Origin of the sequence: Pseudonocardia adelaidensis (genome assembly GCF_039543345.1) — a bacterium.
Classification (GTDB): domain Bacteria; phylum Actinomycetota; class Actinomycetes; order Mycobacteriales; family Pseudonocardiaceae; genus Pseudonocardia; species Pseudonocardia adelaidensis.
Genome location: NZ_BAABJO010000039.1, coordinates 52,801 through 76,708 on the forward strand (window position 1 = coordinate 52,801; position 23,908 = coordinate 76,708).

The 23,908-nt window shown below is 74.0% G+C and carries 22 protein-coding genes; 4 read left to right on the forward strand and 18 right to left on the reverse strand.

What is annotated here, in order from left to right:
* Nucleotide 1 precedes the first annotated feature (1 nt).
* The 10 genes from ABEA81_RS35900 to ABEA81_RS35945 form a co-directional block, all read right to left on the reverse strand.
* Nucleotides 2–1,120, reverse strand: coding sequence for an NDMA-dependent alcohol dehydrogenase (locus ABEA81_RS35900; protein ID WP_345611476.1), 1,119 nt, complete (start codon nt 1,118–1,120; stop codon nt 2–4).
* The gene (locus tag ABEA81_RS35905; RefSeq protein ID WP_345611478.1) at nt 1,117–2,076 is read right to left on the reverse strand and encodes a TIGR03560 family F420-dependent LLM class oxidoreductase; all 960 of its coding nucleotides are present in this window, start codon (nt 2,074–2,076) and stop codon (nt 1,117–1,119) included. The genes ABEA81_RS35900 and ABEA81_RS35905 overlap by 4 nt, the downstream gene beginning before the upstream one ends.
* A 9-nt stretch (nt 2,077–2,085) precedes the next feature.
* Nucleotides 2,086–3,195, reverse strand: coding sequence for an NDMA-dependent alcohol dehydrogenase (locus tag ABEA81_RS35910; protein ID WP_345611480.1), 1,110 nt, complete (start codon nt 3,193–3,195; stop codon nt 2,086–2,088).
* A gap of 73 nt (nt 3,196–3,268) precedes the next feature.
* Entirely contained in the window at nt 3,269–4,657 is a 1,389-nt protein-coding gene (locus ABEA81_RS35915) for an MFS transporter (RefSeq protein WP_345611482.1), read from the reverse strand.
* Between the two features lie 89 nt (nt 4,658–4,746).
* Nucleotides 4,747–5,700 (reverse strand): LysR family transcriptional regulator, encoded by a 954-nt coding sequence (locus ABEA81_RS35920; protein ID WP_345611484.1) that lies wholly within the window; start codon nt 5,698–5,700, stop codon nt 4,747–4,749.
* Nucleotides 5,694–6,575: an alpha/beta fold hydrolase gene (locus ABEA81_RS35925; protein ID WP_345611486.1), complete on the reverse strand. Its 882-nt coding sequence runs from the start codon at nt 6,573–6,575 to the stop codon at nt 5,694–5,696. The genes ABEA81_RS35920 and ABEA81_RS35925 overlap by 7 nt, the downstream gene beginning before the upstream one ends.
* Entirely contained in the window at nt 6,575–7,630 is a 1,056-nt protein-coding gene (locus tag ABEA81_RS35930) for an amidohydrolase family protein (protein ID WP_345611488.1), read from the reverse strand. The genes ABEA81_RS35925 and ABEA81_RS35930 overlap by 1 nt, the downstream gene beginning before the upstream one ends.
* A complete protein-coding gene (locus tag ABEA81_RS35935; RefSeq protein ID WP_345611489.1) occupies nt 7,627–8,730 on the reverse strand; it encodes an amidohydrolase family protein in 1,104 nt (367 codons plus the stop codon). The genes ABEA81_RS35930 and ABEA81_RS35935 overlap by 4 nt, the downstream gene beginning before the upstream one ends.
* Nucleotides 8,727–9,218 (reverse strand): Rieske (2Fe-2S) protein, encoded by a 492-nt coding sequence (locus ABEA81_RS35940; protein ID WP_345611490.1) that lies wholly within the window; start codon nt 9,216–9,218, stop codon nt 8,727–8,729. The genes ABEA81_RS35935 and ABEA81_RS35940 overlap by 4 nt, the downstream gene beginning before the upstream one ends.
* Nucleotides 9,219–9,277: 59 nt before the next feature.
* Nucleotides 9,278–10,165 (reverse strand): LysR family transcriptional regulator, encoded by an 888-nt coding sequence (locus ABEA81_RS35945; RefSeq protein ID WP_345611491.1) that lies wholly within the window; start codon nt 10,163–10,165, stop codon nt 9,278–9,280.
* 69 nt (nt 10,166–10,234) lie between these two features.
* On the opposite strand from ABEA81_RS35945, the gene ABEA81_RS35950 reads away from it, so the two are divergent.
* The 4 genes from ABEA81_RS35950 to ABEA81_RS42830 all read left to right on the forward strand — a co-directional run bounded on the left by ABEA81_RS35950 (nt 10,235) and on the right by ABEA81_RS42830 (nt 17,230).
* Nucleotides 10,235–11,104 (forward strand): EamA family transporter, encoded by an 870-nt coding sequence (locus ABEA81_RS35950; protein WP_345611492.1) that lies wholly within the window; start codon nt 10,235–10,237, stop codon nt 11,102–11,104.
* Nucleotides 11,105–11,119: 15 nt separating this feature from the next.
* Complete coding sequence (locus ABEA81_RS35955) at nt 11,120–13,606, forward strand: HAD-IC family P-type ATPase (protein WP_345611493.1); 2,487 nt, start codon at nt 11,120–11,122, stop codon at nt 13,604–13,606.
* A 253-nt stretch (nt 13,607–13,859) separates the two neighbouring features.
* Entirely contained in the window at nt 13,860–14,579 is a 720-nt protein-coding gene (locus ABEA81_RS35960) for a TetR/AcrR family transcriptional regulator (RefSeq protein ID WP_345611494.1), read from the forward strand.
* On the forward strand, nt 14,576–17,230 hold the full coding sequence (locus ABEA81_RS42830) for a PEP/pyruvate-binding domain-containing protein (RefSeq protein ID WP_425570801.1): 2,655 nt from the start codon (nt 14,576–14,578) through the stop codon (nt 17,228–17,230). The genes ABEA81_RS35960 and ABEA81_RS42830 overlap by 4 nt, the downstream gene beginning before the upstream one ends.
* Nucleotides 17,231–17,289: 59 nt before the next feature.
* On the opposite strand, the gene ABEA81_RS35975 is transcribed toward ABEA81_RS42830, so the two are convergent.
* From ABEA81_RS35975 to ABEA81_RS36010, 8 genes are all read right to left on the reverse strand, one after another.
* Nucleotides 17,290–18,687, reverse strand: coding sequence for a M14 family zinc carboxypeptidase (locus tag ABEA81_RS35975; RefSeq protein WP_345611495.1), 1,398 nt, complete (start codon nt 18,685–18,687; stop codon nt 17,290–17,292).
* Nucleotides 18,688–19,250: 563 nt separating this feature from the next.
* A complete protein-coding gene (locus tag ABEA81_RS35980; protein WP_345611496.1) occupies nt 19,251–20,024 on the reverse strand; it encodes a class I SAM-dependent DNA methyltransferase in 774 nt (257 codons plus the stop codon).
* A 50-nt stretch (nt 20,025–20,074) separates the two neighbouring features.
* A complete protein-coding gene (locus ABEA81_RS35985) occupies nt 20,075–20,329 on the reverse strand; it encodes a BON domain-containing protein (protein WP_345611498.1) in 255 nt (84 codons plus the stop codon).
* Between the two features lie 370 nt (nt 20,330–20,699).
* Entirely contained in the window at nt 20,700–21,425 is a 726-nt protein-coding gene (locus ABEA81_RS35990; RefSeq protein ID WP_345611500.1) for a carboxymuconolactone decarboxylase family protein, read from the reverse strand.
* Nucleotides 21,418–22,341, reverse strand: a complete 924-nt coding sequence (locus tag ABEA81_RS35995) for an SDR family NAD(P)-dependent oxidoreductase (RefSeq protein ID WP_345611501.1) — start codon at nt 22,339–22,341, stop codon at nt 21,418–21,420. Before ABEA81_RS35995 ends, ABEA81_RS35990 begins: the two co-directional genes overlap by 8 nt.
* Nucleotides 22,338–22,760: a hypothetical protein gene (locus ABEA81_RS36000; RefSeq protein ID WP_345611503.1), complete on the reverse strand. Its 423-nt coding sequence runs from the start codon at nt 22,758–22,760 to the stop codon at nt 22,338–22,340. The genes ABEA81_RS35995 and ABEA81_RS36000 overlap by 4 nt, the downstream gene beginning before the upstream one ends.
* Nucleotides 22,736–23,245, reverse strand: a complete 510-nt coding sequence (locus tag ABEA81_RS36005; protein ID WP_345611505.1) for a methyltransferase family protein — start codon at nt 23,243–23,245, stop codon at nt 22,736–22,738. Before ABEA81_RS36005 ends, ABEA81_RS36000 begins: the two co-directional genes overlap by 25 nt.
* Before the next feature lie 82 nt (nt 23,246–23,327).
* Nucleotides 23,328–23,903, reverse strand: a complete 576-nt coding sequence (locus ABEA81_RS36010) for a TetR/AcrR family transcriptional regulator (RefSeq protein WP_345611507.1) — start codon at nt 23,901–23,903, stop codon at nt 23,328–23,330.
* Between the last annotated feature and the right edge of the window lie 5 nt (nt 23,904–23,908).

The following is a 23,908-nucleotide window of genomic DNA, read 5'->3' on the forward strand; positions in this document are numbered from 1 at the left end:
TTCAGCCATCGTGGACCACGACGCCGCGGATGTTCTTGCCATCCGTCATGTCCTGGTAGCCCTGGTTGATCTCGTCGAGCGAGTAGCGCCGGGTGACCAGCTCGTCGAGCTTGAGGTCTCCGGAGCGGTAGAGCCCGAGCAGCTTGGGCACGTCGTAGAGCGGGTTGCAGTCGCCGAAGAGCGCCCCGCGGACCTGCCGCTGGTAGCTGATCATCTGCCCGGCGTGCACGGTGACGGCGTTCTCGCCCAGCTTGCCGACGGCGGTGATCGTCACCTTGCCGCCCTTGCCGACGACCTGCACGGCGGCGCTCACGACGTCGGCGGTCAGCACCCCGGGGGTGCAGATCGCGTGGTCGGCCAGCTGGCCCCAGGTCGTCTCCACCACGAAGTCGTGCGCGGCCTTCGCGTCGGCGAACGTGTGGGTGGCCCCGAACACCTTGGCCATGTCCCGCTTGAACTCCACCGGGTCCACCACGACCACGTTCTTCGCGCCCGCGTACCGGGCGCCCTGCACCGCGTTGCTGCCCACACCGCCCGCGCCGTAGATCACCACGGTGTCGCCCGCCCGCACGCCCGCCGCGTGCACGGCCGAGCCCCAGCCGGTGGGCACGCCGCACCCGACGAGGGCGCCGATCTCGAACGGGATGTCGTCGGGCAGCGGGATGCACGCCCACTCCGACACCACCGCGTACTGGGAGAACGAGCCGACGGTGCAGAACCCGCCCAGGTCCTCGTCGCCGAGGTGGAAGCGGAAGGTGCCGTCGAGGAACATCCCGGTCCCGGCGTTGAGGCCCTTCACGCACATGTTCTGGTGCCCGGTCGAACACGGCCGGCAGGCCCCGCACGCCGGGATGTAGGAGCAGACGATCCGGTCGCCCGCCTTCACCCGCCGCACGTCCGGCCCGACCGACTCCACCACGCCCGCGCCCTCGTGCCCGCCGACGATCGGCAGCCGGACCGGGGCATCGCCCTGGGTGATGTGGTCGTCGGAGTGGCAGAGGCCGGCGGCGGCGAACCTGACGCGCACCTCGTGCGCCTTCGGCTCGTCCAGCTGGAGCTCGACGAGCTCCCACCCGGTGCGAGGTTGCCGCGCGATCGCCGCGCGCGTCGTGATGCTCATGCAGGGGCTCCCGTTCGGGTCGGCGCGACGTGCGGCAGCACCTCGGCACCGATCAGCGCGATGTGGTCGAGGTCGTGGATGTCGTAGACGTGCAGGTAGACGGTGTCGGCGCCGGCCTCGGCGAGCTCGCCGATCCGCTCGGTCACCTCGGCGGGCGACCCGATCGCCGCATTGGACCGCATCAGGTCCGACCCGATCACGGCCGCGCGCCGCTCGGTCTCGGCCGGGGTGGCGCCGCACGCGACGGGCAGCACCGCGGAACGGCGCGCGCCCGCCGGGTCGCGCCCGATCGCCTCGCACGCCCGGGCGAAGTTCGCGAACCGTTCCCGCAGCGCGGCGGCGCCACCCCCGAGGGTCAGCGCCGCGTTGAACTCCGTCGCGTACCGGGCGGCGATCGCCGGCGTCCGCCTCGGGCCGCTGCCGCCGACGATGACCGGCGGGTGCGGGCTCTGCGTCGGCCGCGGCGGCGTGCGGTTGTCCGCGACGCGGTAGTGCGTGCCGGCGAAGGAGAACCCGGGCCCCGCCCACAGCCCGGTGATCACCGCGAGCTGCTCCTCCATCCGGTCGAACCGCTCGCGCCGGGGCGGGAACGGGATCCCGAACGCGTGGTGCTCGCGCTCGTACCAGCCGGTGCCCAGCCCCAGCTCGGCGCGCCCCCCGCTCATCTCGTCCACCGACGCGACGATCGCCGCGAGCAGGCCCGGCTCGCGGAACGTCGCCGCGGTCACCAGCGCGCCCAGCCGCACCCTGCTGGTGTCACGGGCCAGCCCGCCGAGCGTCGTCCAGCACTCGGTGGGGCGGTAGTCCGGGTCGTTCGGGTCGACGCCCATCAGGTGGTCGGAGCGGAAGAACGCGTCGAACCCGGCCTCCTCGGTGGCCAGCGCGAGCGCCAGGATCTCCTCGTACCGGGCGCCGTGGCGTGGCTCCATCAGCACCCGGAGGCGAACCGCGGTCATCGCGCGCCCTCAGCGCTCGTGGACGATGACGCCGCGGATGTTCTTGCCGTCGAGCATGTCCTGGTAGCCCTCGTTGACCTGGTCGAGCCGGTAGCGGCGGGTGATCAGCTCGTCGAGCTTGAGGTCGCCGGAGCGGTAGAGCCCCAGCAGCCGCGGGACGTCGTGCAGCGGGTTGCAGGCGCCGAAGATCGCGCCCTGCACGCGCCGCTGGTAGCCGATCAGCATGCCGGCCGGGGCGACCAGGGAGCCGTTGCCGACGGCGGTGATCGTGACCTGCCCGGTCTTGCCCACCACCTTGAGCGCGTTCGCGATGACCTCGTCGTGCAGCACGCCGACCGTGATGATCGCGTGGTCGGCGAGCTCACCCCACGTCGTGTCCACCACGAACTCGTGCGCGGCCGCCGCGTCGCCGAACGTGTGCGTGGCCCCGAAGACCTTCGCCATGTCCTGCTTGAACGGCACCGGGTCCACGACCACCACGTTCTTGGCGCCGGCGTACCGCGCGCCCTGCACGGCGTTGCTGCCCACACCACCCGCGCCGTAGATCACCACGGTGTCGCCCGCCCGCACCCCCGCCGCGTGGACGGCCGAGCCCCATCCGGTCGGCACCCCGCAGCTCACCAGCGCTGCGACGTCGAACGGGATGTCGTCCTGGATGGGGATGCACGAGAACTCCGACACCACCGCGCGCTCGGCGAACGTGCCGAGCACGCACAGCCCGCCGAGGTCCTCCCCGTCGAGGTGGAACCGGAAGGTCCCGTCGGGGAACTCGCCGGTGGCCGCGTTCTTGCCCGCGTCGCACAGGTTCTGCCGCCCCGTCGAGCAGTACCGGCAGGACCCGCAGGCCGGGATGAACGAGCAGACGACGTGATCGCCCACGGCGACCCGGGTCACCCCCTCGCCGACGGCCTCGACCACGCCGGCGCCCTCGTGGCCGCCGACCACCGGGAACCGCATCCGGGCATCGCCCTTCTGGATGTGGTCGTCGGAGTGGCACAGCCCGGCGGCGTGGAAGCGGATGCGCACCTCGTTCGCGCGCGGGTCGTCGAGCTCGACGTCGATGATCTCCCACGGCCTGCGGGGCTCCCGGCAGATCGCGGCGCGGGTGGTCATGCTCATGCCTGTCACGATGCCCGGGCGGGCCCACCGCCTCGACGGGCCTTTCGCAACGTGGAAGCTCGGCCCCGCCCGGTCAGCGCACCGCGGGTTCCGCGGCCTGCAGCGACCCGTCGGCGTCCGTAGACAGCCCCTTCTGGACGCGTCCGAGCACCACCAGCAGCACCACCATGGCGACCGGGAAGAACCCGAACACGAAGAAGGTGCCGCGGGCGTCGAGCCCGTGGTCCATGACGAACCCGGCCAGCCACGGGCCGAGCATCGCGCCGAACTTGGCGACGGACGTCGCCCAGCCCGCACCGTTGGCGCGGATCGCGGGGCGGTAGAAGATCCCGCAGATCGAGATGATGCCGCCGTGCCCGCCGATCACGAAGATGTGGGCCAGGATGATCACGGCGACGTACGTGGCCGCGTTCAGGGGGACGAGCCCGATGAGCATGAGGCAGGGCACCGCGAGCAGCGGCATCCACGCGATCGTCCCGGCGCCGCGGTGGTCGATGAACCGCCCGATCAGCAGCTGCCCCGCCGCCCCGGCGACGGCGGTCCACGCGGCGAGGGTCGCCGCGGCGGACACGCTGAACCCGATCCGCTCGTTGAGGATCGGCCCCCAGAACGCCAGGTAGAACACGATGGCCGACGAGCACATGTACGCCAGCCACACCAGCGGGGTGATCAGCGCGAGCCGGCCGCCGCGGAACAGGTCGGCCGGCCGGAACGGGGCGCGGTCGCGCCCTCCGGTGCCGACGACGAACCGGGCGCCCGCCGGCAGCGTGACGCCCGGCAGCGCGCGCCGCAGGATCGCGCCGATGCGGTGCTGGTGCAGGTCCCTCTGGGCCAGGAACTTGACCGACTCCGGCAGGAACAGCGCCACCGGGACGGCGGCGAGGAGCGACACGACGCCGCCCGCGACGAACACCGCCTCCCAGCCGAACCGCGGGATGAGCAGGTTGGAGATCGGGCCGCCCGAGGCGCTGCCGAGGCTGTAGCCGATCATCGTGATCACCACGGACGTCGAGCGCAGCCGTGCCGGCGCGAACTCCGTGACCACGGCCCACACCAGCGGCAGCGCCCCGCCGAGGAACACGCCCGTCGCGAATCGCAGCACCACCAGCTGCAGGTAGTCCTGCGCGACGGCGAAGAGCAGCATGAACACGCCGAAGCCGAGCGTCGACACGATGATCGCCGGCTTGCGGCCGACGCGGTCCCCGACGTAGCCCATCGCGATGCCGCCGAGCAGCGTGCCCACCACGCCGACCGTCCCCAGCGTGCCGAGCTGGGTGTTGCTGAGGGCGAACGCCTCCTGGATGTAGCGGCCCGCGAAGGAGATGATCTGCAGGTCGAAGCCGTCGAGGAACGTCACGGCCCACGACACCGCGAACAGCAGCACCCAGAACCGGCCGATCTTCTGGTTCTCGATCAGCGGGACGACGTCGACGACGGGACGGGAGTCGACCTGTTCAGCCATGCCACACCCCTTCGTGCGCGCTCGGTCCGACGGATCACGCTACGAACCCGGTCCCCCTGCGCGGAAATCACGAGTTGACATGCGCACCATCAATGCGATGGATACCTGCCGTCGTCCTCCGCCGCCCGCACCACCATCGACCGGAACCACGTGTGGGCGTCGTCCTCGTCGTGCTTCGCGTGCCACCACAGCGTCTCGACGATCGGCGGCGGGTCGCCCGGGCACTCGAGCACCCGCAGGTCCGGCCGGTCGGCGAACCGCATCGCGAGCCGCCGCTGCATCACGGCCACCCGGTCGGTGTCGGCCACGAAGTACGGGGTGGCCTGGTAGCTGTCCACCCGGACCGCCACCTGCGGGCGCACGGACAGCCGGGCGAGGAGCGGCGCGAGCGGCGACGTGGGCGGGTACTCGCCGTCCGGGTGGTGCGGGACCACCCACGGCAGGCGCTCGAGGTCGGCCGGCTCCAGGCGGTCGCCCACCGGGTTGTCGGCCGCGACGACGCAGACCCAGCGATCCCGGAAGAGCTCGAGGCCCCGGATCCCCGTGATCCGGAACCTGGGCATCGGCACCGAGACGATGCCGTCGATCACCCGCAAGGTCTCCAGGAGGTCGGTCGGCATCGCCTCGTGGACGACCTTCACGTGCAGCCGGGTGCGGGGCGCGGCATCGTGCATCGCCCGGGAGAGGCCTTCGCCGATCGCCGCGAGCACGTAGTCGGGCATCAGCACGACGAACTCGCGTTCGGAGTCCTCCGGCCGGAACGCGGCGTCGGTGGAGAAGAGCCGCTCCACACCGGCGCACACCGTCTCGATCTGCGTGGCGAGCTGCGCCCCGAGCGGGGTGAGGACGAAACCACCGCGGGTGCGTTCGAGCAGCTCGTCCCCGAAGTGCCGGCGCAGCCGCCCGAGCGCCGCGCTCGCCGCCGGCTGGGTGATCCCGACCTGCCGTGCCGCGCGCGTGACGTTCCGCTCGCGCAGCAGCTCCCGCAGGATCACGAGGAGGTTCAGGTCGAGGTTCGCCAGCGACGTCGCCCGCCTCACCACCTGCCCAGTATGGAAGCGGCGAGCAGCTCCCGCACCGCGACGATCGTCTCGGCCGGGCGTTCCTCGGCGACGTAGTGCCCGCACTCCAGCGTGTGCCCGGTAGCGGAGGGCGCCCAGGCCCGCCAGGTCTCCAGCGCGTCCGGCTCGCGGCCTACCGGGCCACGGGTCCCCCAGAGGACCAGCGTCGGGCAGCCGATCGTGCGCCGTCCGCGGTCGGACTCGTCGTCGGTGACGTCCACGGTCGCGCCCGCCCGGTAGTCCTGGCACATCGCGTGGATCACCTCGGGCCGCGACCAGGCCGCGCGGTAGGCGGCCACCGCGTCCGGGGTGAACGGCGTCGGACCACGCAGGAAGAACGCGTCCGGGTCGGCGGCGATCAGCCGCTCCGGCAGGTCGCCGGGCTGGGCGAGGAAGAACCAGTGCCACGCGCCGCGGGCGAACGTGGCGTCGACCCGGGCGAAGACGTCGGCCGTCGGCAGGATGTCGAGCACGCCGAGCGCCGTGACGACGTCCGGGTGGTCGAGCGCCAGCCGGTAGGCGCACCGGGCGCCGCGGTCGTGCCCGACCACCGCGAACCGGTCGAACCCGAGCCCGGCCATGGCGGCCACGACCTCGGCGGCCATCGCCCGCTTCCCGAACGCCTCGACCGGGGCGTCCGGCGGCGCGAGGCTGTCGCCGTACCCGGGCAGGTCGGCGAGCACCACCGTGTGGTCGCGGGCCAGCTCGGGCGCGACGAGGTGCCACATCGCCGACGTCTGCGGGTAGCCGTGCAGCAGCACCACCGGCGGTCCGGTGCCTGCGGTGCGCACCCGGATCCGCGTACCGCCCGGTGTCGCGACGTCGGCGGCCGTGAACCCCTCCAGGCCCTCCAGCATCAGGCGGGTCGGTACCAGTCGGCGGCGTTGCCGCCCAGCACCCGCTCGCGCTCCTCGTCGGAGAGCGCGGCGAGCAGCCGCTCGCCGCCGGACCCGTGGTCGTGCGGGTGGTCGCTCGCGTACAGCAGCATCGAACCGGCGTCGAGCAGGTCGAGCGCCTCCCGCATCTGCTCCGGGTCGCGGGGCAGCTGCGCGGGTGCCGTGGTGAGGCGAAGGTGCCGCCGCACCGTCTCCGACGGCTTCGCGTCCAGCCACGGGACCTCGCGCCACACGCCCTTCCAGTCCTTGTCGAAGCGCCACAGCAGCGTGGGCAGCCACGAGAACCCGCATTCCAGGAGCGTGACGCGCAGGTCGGGCAGGTGCGCGAACACGCCCTCGGTGACCAGGCTCGTCACCTGGCCCTGCACGATGATCTGCGAGTTGGCGATGTAGTCCTCGAGGTAGGTGTGGGTCATCCCGCTGGACGTCGGCGCGTTGCCGATCCGGCCCCACGCGTGCAGCCCGACGACGAGCCCGCGCTCGGCCGCCGCCCGCAGCAGCGGCCGGTGCCGCACGTTGCCCCACGGCGCGTCGGTGCGCACCGGCAGCAGCACCTGCACGATCCGCGGGTGATCCCCGATCCGCTCGATCTCGGCGACGGCCGCCGCGGTGTCGAGCGTCGGCACCACCATGCTCGCCCGCAGCCGGTCGTCGCGCTCCAGCCACTCGGCCACCAGCCAGTCGTTGACCGCCCGGCAGAGCGCCGCCTCGTAGTACGGGTTGCGGTTGCAGTGGAACGACGTGGTGCAGTTCAGCACGGCGAGATTCAACTGCGGTAGCTGGGGGCCCCGCACGTCGAGGAAGCCCGCGCGCAGCTCGTCCACCGAGGAGGGTGCGGGCGTGCCACTGGTCGGCACCGCCGGCGGGTAGGCCCCACCCTGCGTCGGCGAGAGCGCGATGCCCCCCTCGGTGATGTAGCCGCGCCAGTAGGCGTCGAGGTACGGCGAGAGGTCGGACAGGGCCTTCGGCGAGCAGTGGACGTCGGTGTCGACCACCGCGGTCTGGACGCTGGTCACGCCGCCACCTCCCGCTCCGGCAGCCCGTAGAGCCGGCAGGCGTTGGCGCCCATGATGTCGCGCCGCAGCGCGGCCGGGAACAGCCTCGGCGCCTGCTGCGGCGAGTCGAAGTCCCAGTGCGGGTAGTCGGAGGCGAACATGATCCGGTCGTTCATCCCGATGTGCCGCAGGGCGATCTCCAGGTGCTCCGGGTCGTCGGGCTCCTCGACCGGCTGGGTCGTGAACCACACGTGCTCGCGGATGTACTCCGACGGCGGCTTCGTCAGGTGCGGGACGTCCTCGCGCAGCCGCGGCCACGCCTCGTCCAGGGCCCACATCAGCGGGCCCGCCCAGGCGATCCCGCCCTCCACGCAGACCACCTGCAGCGTCGGGAACTCGGTGAACACGCCCTCGCAGAGCATGCTCATCAGCAGCGAGGCCATCGTGTTGCCGTTCCACACGTGCTCTTCGAGGTAGAACGACGGCCAGCCGGCGCCGCGGTGCTGCTCCAGCCCGCCGGTGTGGGCCGCGATCGGCAGCTTGGCGTCGGCCGCCGCCCGGTAGATCGGCCAGTAGCGGCGGACCCCGAAGCCGGACTCGCCGCCGGTCGACAGCAGCACCTGCACGAACCGCGGGTCGTCGGCGCGCCGGGCGATCTCCTCCGCCGCCAGGTCGGGCGACTCGTGCGGGATCGCGATGGAGCTGCGCAGCCGCGGCTCCCGGTCGAGCCACTCCTCGACGAGCCAGTCGTTGAGCGCCCCGCAGAGCGCGGCGGCGTAGTGCGGCTGCTCCACGCCCCAGCTGTGCCCCTGCAGCGGGATCAGGATGCCGTGGTCGACGTCGTACAGGTCGAGCAGCTGGTCGCGCGTCATCTGCAGGTCGCTGCCGGGGAAGCCGCCCTCGGGCCACGAGTCGAGCCGGAAGCCGGAGTTGCGCACGCGCGGGTAGATCTCCGGCGGGCCGGGCACGCGGCTGCCGAACGTCTCGAAGCGCCTGCGGTGCTGCGCCGACAGCCGCGGGAGGATGTCACGGGCCAGCGCGTGGGGGTGGATGTCGGAGTCGACGATCGTGTGGTCGGTCCGCCGACCGGCGGACCGCCTCATGGGCAGCGTGCTCGTCATCCCGCACCTCCGGCGGCTCGTGCGCCCGGCACCGCTGCCGGGCGCGGGGTGGTCTCGACCACGACGTAGGCGTCCTCGACGTGCACCGGGAACGTGTCGGCGACGTACGGCCCGGGCATCCGCCCGCCGCGCGGCTCGGCGGGCGGCTGTCCGGCTGTCTCGGCCTCGACGGACACCTCGTAGGTGCGGACCGGTGGCTCACCCGGGCCGAGGAAGGACTGGCCGGTGGCGAGGTCGTACTCCCACCCGTGCCACGGGCAGGCGAGCAGCGCGTCGTCCTCGGCGAGCACGAACTCACCGGGCCCCGACGAGCTCACCCACGGCTTGGTCCGCCCGAGGCAGAGCGGCCCGCCCTGGTGGGGGCAGTGGTTGTTGATGGCGTAGAACCGGTCCCCCACCCGGAAGACCCCGATCGACCGCCGCCCAGCCTGCACGATGCGCCGCTCACCCGGCGGGAACTCGTCGAGCCGACACACCACGATCCGCATGCGTCGACGGTAGGAAGCGGCTGCGGGGTACCGGAAACAGATAGTCGGGATGGATGGCATCAACCGCGTCTATGCGGGGTCCGGCGCCGGTACAGCTCCGCGAGGAGGCCGACCACGTCGGCGGCGGACGGGTGCGGGTCGTCGCGCCACCAGACGATCCGCACCGGCACCGGTGGGGCGTCGCGGAGCCGGCGGAACACGACGCCCTGGCGGCGGTACTGGGTCAGGGTGCTCTCCGCGGTGACGCCGACGCAGCGGCCGCTCGCGATCACGGCCAGCCAGTCGTCGACGTCGTGGCTCTCCTCCACCTCGGGGCGCGCGCCGGGCGGCCAGAGGTCGACCGTGGTGGTGCCGGTGCGCGGGTCGATCGCGATGACGCGCTCGGTGAGGTCGGCGAGGCGCAGCTGCCGGCGCCGCGCGAGGGGGTCGTCCGCGGCGAGCGCGCAGTAGCGGGCCTCCAGCCCGACGACCGCGCCGTCGAACCGGCCGGCGTCGATGCGGTCCGGACCGGACGGCGCGCGCACCACCGCGACGTCGCAGGCGCCTTCGGCGAGGCCACCGGTCGGGGAGTTGGTGCGCACCAGGTGCAGCGAGACGTCGGGGTGCACCGCGGCCCAGCGCCGCTGCAGCTCGACGGTGTGCGCGCCGAGGGCCGCCCAGGCGTGGCCGAGCCGGAGCTGGGTGTGGCCGCTGCGCGCCTCGCGGGTGAGGTCCTCGACCTCGGCGAGCACCCGGCGGGCGCGGGCCAGCACCCGCTCCCCCGCCGCGGTGAGCACGACCTCCCGGCTGGTCCGCCGCAGCACCCGCACCCCGAGCGCCTCCTCGAGCGCGGCGAGCGCGCGGGACACGGACGGCTGCGTCACACCGAGCTCCGCGGCGGCACCGGTGAACCCGCCCGCCTCGGCGATCGCGACGAGGGAGCGGAGGTGCCGCAGCTCCACATCCATGCGCGCAGCGTATCGCTGTGGCGAGAGATGCATTTTGTGAATGGCCGGGCGGGACGCATGCTGGGCCGCGTGGACACTCCCATCCGGCAGCGAACCGCCACCGCCCGGGCGTCCGGCGTGGCGCTGATGCTCACCAGCAGCCTGTCCAGCCAGACGGGGGCAGCGCTCGGTTCGCTCGCCTTCGGGGTGATCGGGCCGGTCGGGGTGGTGGCGGTCCGCCAGTGGGTGGCCGGGGTGGTGCTGCTGGCCGTCGGCCGGCCGCGCCTGCGATCGTTCACCCGGCAGCAGTGGTGGCCCGTGCTCGGGCTCGCCGCGGTGTTCGCCACCATGAACGTCTCGCTCTACGCGGCGATCGACCGCATCGGGCTCGGACTGGCGGTCACGCTGGAGTTCCTCGGCCCGCTCACCGTCGCCGTGGCCGGCGCGCGCCGCCACGTCACGCTCGGCTGCGCGGCGCTCGCCGCCGCCGGGGTCGTCGTCCTCACCCGGCCACAGCCCTCCAGCGACCACCTCGGCATCGCCCTCGGGCTGCTGGCCGCCCTCTGCTGGGCCACCTACATCCTGCTCAACCGCACGGTGGGCCGGCGGCTGCCGGGCCTGGAGGGTTCGGCGGCCGCCGGGGCGGTGTCGGGCCTCGGGTACGTGCCCGTCGGCATCGGGGTCCTCGTCGCGCACCCGCCGACCCCGGCCGCTCTCGCCTGCGCCGCCGCGGCAGGCCTGCTCTCGTCGGCCGTGCCGTTCCTCGCCGACCTGCTCGCGCTGCGCCGGGTCCCCGCCCACGTCTTCGGGCTCTTCATGAGCGTCAGCCCGGTGTTCGCCGCCGGCATCGGCGCTCTCGCGCTCGGTGAGGTACTCGCCGCGCTCGACTGGCTCGGCATCGCGCTCGTCGTCACCGCGAACACGGTCGCCGTGCTCGTCGCGGCGCGCACGGGTCGTTGACCTACTGTCCCGGCCATGGACGTGGCGGTGCCGGCCGGGCTGACCTCCGCCGAGGTGGCGACCCTCCGCCGGGCGGGCGAGGCGAACACGCCGGTCGGCGGCACGTCCCGCGGCTACGCCACGATCCTGCGCACGAACGTCTTCTCGTTCTACAACACGATCCTGTTCGTCATCGGCGCCGCGCTGCTCGCGATGGGCCGCTGGAACGACGCGTTCGTCAGCGTCGGGCTCGGCCTGGTCAACGCGGTGCTCAGCGCGGCACAGGAGATCCGGGCGAAGCGGAAGCTGGACGGGCTGCAGCTGCTCGAGAAGGCACCGGTCGTCGTGGTGCGCGACGGCGGGGAGACCCCGGCCGCACCGGCCGACGTCGTCCGCGGCGACGTGGTGCGGGTGCGAGCGGGCGACCAGGTCGTCGTGGACGGGCCGGTGCTGCCGGGCGGCTGGGTGGAGGTCGACGAGTCGCTGCTCACCGGCGAGTCCGAGCCGGTGGTGAAGCGGCCGGGCGACGACCTGCGCTCGGGCACGGTGTGCGTGGCCGGCGAGGGCCACCAGGAGGCACGCGACGTGGGCGCGGCGAGCTACGCGGGCCGGCTCACCGCCGAGGCGCGCCGCGTCACCACCGACAAGACCCCGCTGCAGCGGCGCATCGACTTCGTGGTGCGGCTGGTGATGGCGCTGGTCGTCCTGATGAGCGGGGCGATCCTCGCGCAGGCCGCCCTGGAGGGCTTCTCGCTGCTGCGGGTCGTGCAGATCACCGCGGTGCTGTCGGGCCTCGTCCCGTACGGGCTGTTCTTCCTGATCGCGCTCGCCTACACGCGCGGGGCGGCGCTGATCGCCTCCCGCGGGGCGCTCGTCCAGCAGGTCAACGCCGTGGAGTCGATCAGCCACGTCGACGTCGTCTGCACCGACAAGACGGGCACGCTCACCACCGGTCGCCTGGCGCTGAAGGACGTCGAACCGCTGGGCGGGCAGGACGCGGCCGCCGCCCTCGGGGCCTTCGCCCGCTCGGCGACCACCCAGAACCTCACCACCGCCGCGCTGGCCGCGAGCCTTCCCGGCACCGCCTGGGAGGTGCGCGACGAGGTGCCGTTCGCGTCGTCGCTGCGCTGGTCCGGCGTCGTCACGAGCGAGGGAGCGTGGGTGCTCGGCGCGCCGGACGCCCTCGCCCCGCACCTGGCGCGCCCCCTGCCGGCAAGCGCGGTCGCCGAACGGGCGGGGTCGGGGCTGCGGGTGCTGCTGCTGGCCCGCGCCGTCGACCCGGACGCCCCGCTGCGCGACGCCGACGGCCGTGCCGCGCTGCCGCCGCTGGAGGCGGTCGGGCTCGTGGCGATGGCCGACGAGCTGCGCCCCGAGGTCGCCGAGACCGTGCGGCGGTTCGCCGCAGGCGGCGTCGCGCTCAAGGTCCTCTCCGGTGACGACCCGCGCACGGTCGCCGCGCTCGCGACGCAGGCGGGCCTCGACCCGGGACGGCCCGCGCCCGGGCCGGACCTGGAGGGCCTCGACGACGCGGCGCTCGACCGGGTCGTCGGCCGCACCACCGTGTTCGGCCGCGTCGCCCCCGAGCAGAAGGAACGGATCGTCTCCTCCCTGCGGCGGCACGGCCGCTACGTCACGATGATCGGCGACGGGGTGAACGACGCCCGCGCGCTCAAGGCCGCGCACGTCGGGGTGGCGATGCGCAGCGGCAGCGCCGTCACCCGCGACGTCGCCGACGTCGTGCTCGTCGACGACTCGTTCGCCGCGCTGCTCCCGGCCCGCGCCGAGGGCAGGCGGATCATCTCCGGCATCGCGGTGTCGACGTACGTGTTCCTCGCCCGGGTGGCCACGCAGGGGCTCGTCATCCTCGCGGTCACCATGCTCGGGCTCGGCTTCCCCTACTCGCCCACCCAGGTCGGGCTGACCCTGCTCACGGTCGGCGTCCCGACGCTGTTCCTCACCCTGTGGGCCCGGCCCACCGCGCCCGACGAGCGCCTGCTCGGGAACCTCGCCCGGTTCGTCGTCCCCGCCGCGCTCGTCACGGCGGGGTTCGGCACGGCGGTCTACGCCTGGCTGTACAAGGCGGTCGCCCAGGGCTTCACGACCGGCCGCACGCCGGCGGAGGTGATCGCGCAGTTCGAGAGCTACACCGGCCTCACCTACGGCACCGACGCCGACTTCGCCGAGGCCGCGGCCACCATCGGCGCGCAGACCGGCCTCTCGACGTTCGTCGGGCTCGCCTCGTTCGTGCTCATCCTGTTCCTCGCCCCGCCCTCGCGGCTGTTCGCCGCCTGGACCCGGCCCACCGGCGACCGGCGACCGGCGGTGCTGGTCGCGATGCTGCTGGTGGCGTTCGCCGCGGTCCTGTTCGTGCCGGCGCTGTCGGACTACTTCGGCCTGACCGGACCGGCGGCCCCGGTGTTCACGGTCGTCCTGCCGGCACTGGTGCTGTGGTTCGCCGCGCTCTGGGCCGTGCTCCGGCTCCGGCTGCTGGACCGGATCCTGGGCCTGGACCAGCTTCCCTGACGCGGTTCGACACCCCGATCGACGGCTGCAGCGCACGACCGGCCGGTGAATCGACGCCGACCGTGCTCCTCGTCGATCAGAGACCGGCGCGCTGGCCGGGACCATGCTCCTGGACCGCATGCAGCGCAGGCCGGCCCCGAGCGCCTTCGCGACGTCGGGTTCCGGGTCGTCCCCCGCGAGAGCTCCTGACCCCACCTGTGGCACCATGATGACCAGATTCGTTCATCCGGTCATCAACCCTCAGGAGGGCCCGGTGTCCCCACGGGGTGTCCCCGTCGATCCCGTCGAACGGGCCGACCGCATCCTCGACGCCGCCGCGCGGCTGCTGCTGCGCTACGGCCACGACCGCACGACCATCACCGACATCGCCCGCGAGGCCGGCATCGCGAAGGGCAGCGTCTACGCGCACTGGCGCAGCCGCGACCGGCTCTTCCTCGCGCTGCTGCGCCGGGAGCAGGCCGCCCTCCTGAGGCAGATCCGCGACCGGCTCCGGGACGCGGGGCGCCCCGCCGACCTGGAGCTGCTGCTCGCCGAGTGCGTGCGGGCCTACCAGCGCAGCCCGCTCGTCGCCGCCGTGCTGACCCGGAACACGGAGATCCTCGGCGGCCTCGCGCGGGCTGCCGCGGAGGAGGGCACGCCCAGCGGCGGCGTCACCGAGCTCGTCGCGACGCTGCGGGCAGCGGGCCTCGTCCGCACGGACCGCACCCTCCCCGAGCAGGTCACGGTGCTCTCCGCCGTGTTCCTCGGCTACTTCCTCACCGCCCCGCTCATGCCGGAGGAGTTCCGGGTACCGGACGACGCGGTACCCGAGCTGGTGGCCGACGCGACGTGGCGGGCGCTGCGGCGGCCCGAACCGCTCAGCCCGGCCGAGGTGGCCGAGACGGACCGGGCGGTGCGCGACCACGTCGCCCGCGCACTGACGATCGCCGAGGAGCGGCTCGCCGCCGCTCTGGGCGCGGAGGTGACCGCGTGAACACGTACGTACTGCCGCTCGAGGCGGAGGCGGCGGACCTGGCCACCGCCGGCGGGAAGGGCGCCTCGCTCGCGACGCTGCGGCGCGCCGGTCTGCCGGTGCCGCCCGGCTTCCACGTGACCACCGGCGCATACCGGCGGTTCGTCGCGTTCAACGGCCTGCAGGACCGGATCGTCGCCGCGGCTACCACCGCGGACAGCGCGGCGATCGCCGCGCTGTTCACGGCCCACGAGGTGCCCGACGAGCTCGCCGCCCCGATCAGGGCGGCGTACGCCGCGCTCGGCGAGCCGGCCGTCGCCGTCCGCTCGTCGGCGACCGCGGAGGACCTGCCGGGGGCCTCCTTCGCCGGGCAGCAGGACACGTTCCTCGACGTCCGCGGCGCCGACGCCGTCGTCGACGCGGTGCGTCGCTGCTGGGCCTCGCTGTGGACGGCGCGGGCGATCGAGTACCGCAGGCGCGAGCGCATCGACCCGGACGACGTGGCGCTCGCCGTGGTGGTCCAGGAGCTCGTCGACGCGGACGCGGCCGGGGTGCTGTTCACCGCCGACCCCGTGACGGGCGCGACCGACCGGATGGTCGTCAACGCGGCATGGGGGCTCGGGGAGTCCCTGGTCGGCGGCCACGTCACCCCCGACGAGCTGGTGCTCGACGCGGCCACCGGCGCGGTGCGGGAGCGCCGCACCGGCGACAAGGCCGTCATGACCGTGCGCACGCCCGCCGGCCCCGCGGAGCTGCCGGTACCCGACGAGCGGCGCCGCGCCCCCGTCCTCGACGACGCCCTGGCCGGCGAGCTCACCGCCCTCGGCCGGCGCATCGCGGCCCACTACGGCCGCCCCATGGACGTCGAGTGGACCCTCGCGGACGACGTGTTCGCGATCGTGCAGGCCCGGCCGATCACCGGGCTGCGCGACCCGTGGAACGACAGTCGCGCCGGCGACTACCTGTGGACCAACACGAACCTCGGCGAGGCCATCCCGGACGTCATGACGCCGGCCACCTGGTCGCTGGTGCAGCTGTTCATGTCCCGCGCGATGCCGACGCTCACGCTGCCCGGCTTCCGCGGCTACGGGAACATCGGCGGGCGGTTCTACCTGAACCTGAGCCTGTCCGCGGCCATGTCACGGCTGGTCGGCATCTCGGAGACCCGCTTCCGCTCGCTCACCGAGAGCACCTTCGGCCGGCTGCCGGCCGGCGTCGCGATCCCACCGGTCCCGCTGTCCCGGGCGAAGGTGCTCCGCCTGCTCGTGCCCACCGCGGTGCGGTTCGTGGCGAGCGTGCCCGGCACCCTGCGGCGGCTGCCCGCGTTCGTGGCGGCGAACCCGCGCCACTGCGCGGAGCTGACCGACCGGATCGCCGCCACCACCGACCCGGCCGCGCTGGCGCGGCTGTGGGACGACGAGGTGCGCCCGCTCGTCCGCACCGCGTCGGACATGCTCGCCGCCGCCGGGCGCAGCGACCCGGTCGCCCTGCTCACCGTGCAGCGGCGCCTGCGCGAGCTCGTCGGCGACGCCGACGCGGCGGCGCTCACCTCGGGCATCACGGTCGACGGCGAGATGCTCGCGAGCCTCGGCCCCGTGGTGGGGCTGGCACTGCTCGAACGCGGCGACATCGACGAGGCCACCTACGTCGCGCGCTACGGACACCGCGGGCCGCACGAGTTCGAGGTGTCGCGCCCCCGCCCCGCCGAGCAGCCCGGTTGGGTGGACCAGCAGCTCGCGGCGCTGCGCGGGGCGGGGGCCGACCCGCTGGAGCTCCTGCAGAAGCAGGAGGCGGCCCACCACGCCGCGTGGGACCGGCTCGTCACGACGCACCCGCGGCAGGTCGAGGCCACCCGCAAGCGGCTGCAGCGCTGGGCGCGCGCGGCGAGCAAGCGCGAGCAGGCGCGCACCGAGGTGATCAGGGCGTTCGCGGTGGCGCGCGCCCACCTGCTGCAGGCCGCGGAGCTCACGGGTCTCGGCGAGGAGGTGTTCATGCTCGAGGTGGACGAGCTCACCGCGGTCCTGCGCGGCGCACCCGCCCCCGACACCTCCGAGCGACGCGCCGCCCACGAGCGCTACGCCGCGCTGCCGCCCTACCCGTCGCTGATCCGCGGCGCGTTCGACCCGTTCGCCTGGGCCGCGGACCCGGGCCGCCGCTCCGACGTCTTCGACGCGACGGCGGTGCCACCACCGGCGGGCGGGGACCGGGTTCCCGGGCGCGGCGGGGGTCGTCGAGGGCGTCGTGCGGGTGCTGAACTCCGCCGAGGAGGGGGCGCAGCTGCGCCCCGGCGAGATCCTCGTGACCACCGTGACCAACATCGGGTGGACGCCGCTCTTCCCGCGCGCCGCCGCCGTGGTCACCGACGTCGGCGCCCCGCTCTCGCACGCCGCGATCGTGGCCCGCGAGCTGGGCATCCCGGCCGTCGTCGGGACGGGCAACGCCACGAGCGTGTTGCACACCGGCGACCGGGTGCGGGTGGACGGCAGCCGCGGGACGGTCGAAGTGCTCACCCCGACCCGATGACCCCGGTCAGCTCGTCGTGCAGTCCCGCGAGCGCGGTGCGGTCGCCGATGCTGCCGCCGCCCCCTCAACCGCCCGGATGCCCCGGCGCTCCGATGATCGGCGGGGGCCTGAGCGGCATGGATTCGGCCGTTCTCGCACCGAAGCAGTGATCATGACAGCGAAGACGGCCTCCGACTGCGGCCCGGGCCCGGCCGCGGACCGTCGTGGTCTACACGGCGGTGGCCGCGGTGCTGGTGGCCGGCCTGCCCGCACTGCTGCCCATCGACCTGCCCGTCGGGATCCTGCTCGTGTACTGACCCGGGCCGACGGCCCGGGTGGCGGCGAGCAGGATCGCGCCCATCTGCACCGCCACCGTCCTGCGGATCTCGATCGCCGGGCCGCGCGTGTCGGCCACGGCCTCCCCCACCCACCGGTCGAAGATGTCCCCGAGCACGCGACGCTGGGTGTGGACGGCGGGCGCCGAGCTGCCCGCGGCGATCTCGGCGTCGAGCATGCGCAGGAAGGTGCCGAGCAGGCGGAGCCGGAGCAGGTGCAGCTCCTGCCGGTGGTCGAACTCCTCCGCGACCGTGGCGGGCCGGTCGGGGCCGGGAACGGCGTCGCGGTGGTCGACGAGCGTGCGGAAGGTCCGCAGGGTGGCGCGCAGGGAGCGCTCGAACGGCGATCGCACGGTCAGGTCGCCGGCGACGGCGGCGAGCGCAGCCTCCAGCGTGTCGAGCGCCTCCCGCCGGGCCACCGCGCCGCTCACCAGCAGCTGCTCGTGGCCGGTGCCGGTCTCGCTCCGATCGGCCACCCGCTGGTCGGTCCACAGGGGCACCTCCGGCACGAGGTGCAGCGCGCCGAACCGGGCGGCGTAGTCCGCGCTGCCGGCGCCCGCCCCGAACATCGCGCCGACCTGCGCACCGTCGTGCATGGCGTAGACGGCGGGAGCGATCAGCCGCGACCCCGGCAGCTCGGGTTCGCCGTGGTGCAGCGGCAGGCCCTCGTGCCCGGCCAGCTCGGCGAGCCGATGGGCGAGCTCCAGGTCGTCGCGGTTGAGGTAGAAGAAGACCCCCTGGTGCTCCCCGTTGTGCAGCGAGCACACCAGCGACGGCTCCACCTCGTCCATCAGCCGCATCAGGGCCGCGGTCTCCGGCAGCGTCCGGTCGAACCGGTACTCCTCGCCGGACAGCGGGAACGTCCACTCGACCTGCTCGACGGGGTCGGGCCGGTAGAAGTGCTCCGCGTACGCGCGGCGGTCGCCCGGCCTGCCGAACCAGCCCTCGTTGAGCCGGGCGCCGTCCGGGTCGGCGCACGGGACGAGGTGCCAGCGGTACCCGAGCTCGGCGCGCAGCGCCGCGTCCCGGCACAGCAACCCCGCCAGCACGCAGACGGTGAGACCGCCGACCGGCTCGTTCGGATGCGGCCCGCCGATCACGACCGCGTCGGCCGGGCCGTCGCCCACGGTCAGCACCCGCAGCGGATCCCCCGACCGGGACGTCCCGATCCGCCGCACGCTCACCAGGTCGGGATGGGCGGCGGCCAGGGCGTCGGGCTCGGCGTGGAGGGCGTCCACCACCGGGAACTGCGCGAGGTCGGGTACCTGGCGCATGTAGTCCGCGAGATGCATGCCGTAGTTACTACTCGCTCTCCGGTGGCCTGACCCCCTTTCTCGGCGCGGGAACCGCGGGCGGCGCCGGGACGACCCTCCGTGGCAGACGCCGCCGGTCAGAGCGGCCGAGCCCGACCGGAGGAGACCCGTGACGCCGACCGCCATACCCCGTGTCCGCCGGATGCCGAGCCGGCGGTCCGTGCTCGTCGCCGCGGCCTGCGGCGTGCTCGCGGGGTGCGCGACCACAGGCGGGGGCGGCGGCGCGACCGGACGGCTGGTCACGCTCGACGGCGCCACTGCCGCCCTCGCACTGCTGCTGGGCCGGCACCAGGTCGGCACCGCATCCTTCCTGTCCGTCGACCCGCTCGTTGCGGCCATCGGGCAGCTGCAGGGCGCGCCCGCAGCCGACGTGTCCGGTGCGGGCCGCGTCGTGGAGGTGGACGTCATGCGCTGGGCGACGTTGTCCTGCGCGCTCCGCTCGGGTCCCTGTGGGTGCTCGACGACCTCGCCGCCCTGCTGCTCGGCGAGGGCGCGGTCGTCACCGGGGCGGCGTCGCCGGCCGGGCTCGACCGCCTCCGCGGCTACCGGGCCCGGCTCTCCCGGCCGTAGACCGACACGTGCCGCAGGCTGCGGCTGTCGAACGGCTCGCCGGCCCACCCGCCCCAGCGGGCCAGCAGGCGCAGCCCGGCGAGGCGGGCCATGAGGTCCAGCTCGCTGGGCCAGATGTAGCGCAGGGCCAGCGGGTCGAGCCGGACGCCCCCGCCACCCAGTCGCACGTGGCACTTGTCGACGCGCTGCGTGACGCGGTCGAAGCGCCCCACCTCGATCGTGATGCCGTCGGGCCCGATGTGCTCCGCCTCGACGTACTGGTCCACGCCACCGCGGTCCTGGCGCAGGCCGTACACGGGGTCGGGCACGACGTTCTCGACGACGAACACACCGTCCTCGGTGAGGTGGCGCGCGGCATTGGCGACGCACTCGACCTGCTCGTCCTGCGTGACCAGGTTCATCAGCGAGTTGAACACGACGTACACGAGCCGGTAGCGGTCCGGCATCTCCACGACGGCCATGTCGCCGCGGGTGACCGCGAGCGCCTCCCCTCCCGGCCGCGCCCGGAGCTGGTCGATCATCGCCTGCGACAGCTCGACGCCGTCCACCCGCAGGCCGGTGGCGGCGAGCGGCAGCGCGATCCGGCCGGTGCCGATCGCGAGCTCCAACGCCGGGCCGTCGCCCGCCAGCTCGGCGAGCCGGGCGACCGCTGCCGCCTCGTCGCCGCGGAGAGTGTCGTCGTAGGTGGCCGCGACGTCAGGGCCGAAGCTCGTGCGCGGGTCGAAGGACATCGCATCGAAGGGCACGGCGCCATTCGAACGCGCCGCCGTTGGGGCGGACAAACGGATTTCGGCGGTCAGTGCTCCGGCCGCTGCAGGCCCACGACGTTCGGAGCCACGGTGTCCGGGGTGTGCAGCATGTTCTCGACCTCCCGCACGCCCGCCACCTTCCCCACAGCGACTCCGAGATCGCGGATGGCGTCCTGGTCGCCGAGCTGCCCGCGCAACGTGACCACGCCGTCGACCGCGTCGATGTTCACCGAGAGCCCGTGGAAGGGCTGGCGGCCGAACACCTCGCTCCGCACCCGGTCCACCAGCGTGCGGTCGTCCACCGGCGGGTGGGAAGGGCTCAGCCGGTGCCCCATCCGGTGGGCTCTGCCGCGGAGGTACGCCGCGTTCCTCGACGCCGTGCGTCGCGCTCGCCTCACAGGTCGGCGGACCGCCGCCGCCGACCGCTCCCGCAACCCGGCACGACGGGCGTGCCCGCGAGCCGGATCGAACAGGTACTCCGTCACGGCGCCGACGAGTGCGCCCAGCACCGCGGCCGCCACCACGAACACCGGCCGAGGCGGCGTCGGACGCCGCCGACGGCGCCGCCGGACAGACCGGATCCTCATCGTCTGCTCCCCGAAGTCGAACCTCCCCCGGCGTACCCCGTCACCTGCCGCCGTAACGAGGCGCACGACCACTGCGGGTGCCTGCTCACATACCGGTGCGAGCGTCGACGTCGGCGGGGTAGGTGCCGGCCGGGTCCCGGCCGTCCTCGCGAGACCGGATCCGATCCAGCTCCGCGAGCGCCGTCACGGTGCGCGCGCTGCACAGCTCGGCGGTGAACCGCACGACGTCGCGGATCTCGTCGTCGCTCAGGCCGAGGCGCCGGGCGAGCTGCACGTGTCCGTGGAAGGGATCGCCGAGCGTCTGCATGCTGACATCGGTCGTGATCACGACGATGACCCGCTCCCGCGGGGTCAGACGCTCCTCGGACCACGCCCGCCCGGTCCGCGAGGTCAGGAAGCCGGCCATCCACCCGTCGGAGGACCGGAGAGCCGGATCCGGCTCTCCGGCATCCTTCTCCGGTTGCGCCGCGACGGTCGTGTCGAACCCGACCTCGGGGCCGAGGGCGCCGAGCCGGTCCAGGGCGTCGGCGGCGGCTGGATAGCCCGCGTACGGCGCGACGAACCGGAGCAGCGCCAGGACGTCGGCGTACGGGATGCCGTGCATCTTCGCGGCCGTCACGTGCAGGCGGAACGCCAGCCCGAGGTGTGCGCGGCACACGTCGTCGGTGATGACCTGCAGGAGCTTCTCGCGCACGCTCGTGCCGGCCAGGCCGTACGTGAACGCCCCGGTCTCGAGCGCCATCCGCTCGAACTCGGGATCCACCGCGGCGAGCGGGCTGCTGGGCAGATCGACCTCGGCCCGATCAGACATGGTCGTCCTCCCTGCAGCCCGCCACCGTCGCGAGACCCGGGACGGGCGGCAACGCGGCCCGGACCTTCGGCAGCCCGAACAGCCGCCTCCGCACCTCGTCGAGGAGCACCGGCGGCAGGACGGCCAGCGCCGCGAGCCGGCGGGAGTGCCGGCCCACCAGGTAGTTCGCCCGGGGGCGCCGGCTCGACAGCGCCCCGGCGATCGCGTCGGCGACCACCTCCGGAGGGCTGCCGTGCCGTTCGAGGTCCAGGGCCCGCCGGAGCGCGTTCGCCAGCAGCTCGCCATAGGCCTCGGCGCCGCGGGCGTCGAAGCCCGCCAGCACCGCGGCGGTGTCGCGCCGCAGCTTGTCGATGGCGGCCGAGCGGATGCTGGCGGGCTCGACGAGGATCACCTGCAGCCCCCACGGGGCCAGCTCGAGCCGCAGGGCATCGGCCAGCGCGACCACGGCGCGCTTCGCCGCCGCCTGCGGCCCCGCGAACGGCAGCGTGATGCGGCCGGCGAGCGAGCCCACCATCACGATCCGGCCGCGCGCCTGCCGCAGCAGCGGCAGGAACGCCTGCGTCACGGCCAGCTGCCCGCTCACGTTGACATCCAGCTGATCGCGGAACGCGTCCATCGACACGACCTCGAGAGGCGCGAAGACCCCGTAACCCGCGTTGTTCACCAGGGCGTCGATCCCGAGACCCGCGACGTGCCCCCCGACGGTCCGCGCCGCATGCGCGATCTGCTCGGCCGATCGCACATCCACCACGAGCGGCGTGATCCTGCCGCGCTTCACCTGCGCGAGTTCTGTGCCGTCGCTCTCCCGGCGCACCGTTGCGAACACGTGGTGGCCGTCCCGGGCCAGCCGCAGCGCCGTCGCTCGCCCGATGCCGGTGGACGCCCCCGTGACGACGGCGTGCTTGCGGCAGGTCATTGCGGATCGACGGCGCGCAGGACCGGCTCGCTCGCCCGGCTCACCACGACCGGGCCCTCGATGACCTCGCGCTCGACGACGCCGAACTCGTCGCCGAGGCTCTGCTGCACGAGGGCGACCCCCTCGGCGGACCGCCGCGCGGTGTCCTCGTCCGGGAAGACGGTCACCGTCGTCACGGTGCCGTCGCCGGTGTCGACCGCCGCGTACAACACGGCGCCGACCTGGGCCGGGATGCGATCGGCGAACTCGCCGCTGACGCGCTTCACCATCGGCTCGATCGTCCCCGCGACCGCTGCGTACCGCCGGATCGCCATGTACATGTCGTCCTCCTCGAGATTGCCGTCATTCGTTTGCCAACGGTTGTGGGTCAAGAAACTCAAGCGTTCCGGTCGTCTCACGGCCGCAGCCGCGGCCACCACGCCGGGACGTTCTGCCGGTACCGCTCGTACTGGTCGCCGAAGGTCCTCGCGAGCGTCGGCTCCTCGTAGACCTTGACCACGGTCGCCGCCACACCCGTGAGCGCGGCGAGGTAGGCAACGAGCCGACCGCGGCCGAGCAGGAGGGCCTGCCCGAGGATCAGGCAGTCGAGCGCCAGGTACATGGGGTTGCGGACGTGCCGGTACAGCCCGCCGACGACGAGCTCCGTCGGCGGCGCCACGGGAACCGGCGTGCCGAGCCCCTCCCGCACGAACCGGCCGAAGGCGTGCGTGATCACCGAGCCGCCCGCCCCGACCAGCGCCACGCCCGCCGTCCGCGCGACCGGGCCGCCCGGCAGGGGTCGCCGTGGGCGCCAGCGCGTGAGCAGCCACGGCGCGAGACCCGCGACCGTCCCCGGACCCAGGACCATGAACAGCGCCGATCCTGTCGCCGCCCGCCGCCGCGCGGCCTCCCGGTCCGCTGACACCTGCACCACCCCGCTCGACAGACAACATACATTGGCCAACGTCTGTTGGCAGAATACCCGCGCCGTCAAGGGACTGCGACGGTCAGGGGTGGAGCGGCAGCGGCCCGCCGAGGATGCGGTCCACGAACTCCGTCGTGATCGCGACGACGTCCTCGTCGTCCATCGCGACGACGGGGGGAAGCCGGAGGATGTAGCGGGTCAGCGCGGTGCCGAGCAGCTGCGTGCTGAGCAGGCCGGCCCGCAGCTCCGCATCGGGTCCCTCCCCCAGCAGCCGCCGGACCATCGTGGCCACCTGGTCGGCGAACACCGACCGCAACCGCTCGGCCGCCTCCTCGTGGGTCACGGCCGACCGCAGCAGGATGTTGAGCGGGCCGCCCTGGTCGTTGCCCCACAACGCCACGAAATGCCTGGCGAGCGTCCCCGCCACCTCGTCGCGCGGGAGCGCCGCGAGGTCCGGCAACCGGAGATCGACATCCACGGCCGCGGCGAACAGCCCCTCCTTGCTGCCGTAGTACCGCATCACCATCGACGGGTCGATGCCGGCGTCGCCCGCCACCTGCCTGATCGTCGTGCGGTCGTAGCCCTGCTCGGTGAAACGCGCGCGTGCTGCGGCGAGGATCGCCTCACGGGCCGCGAGGGAGCGATGCGTGAACGGCACGGGGC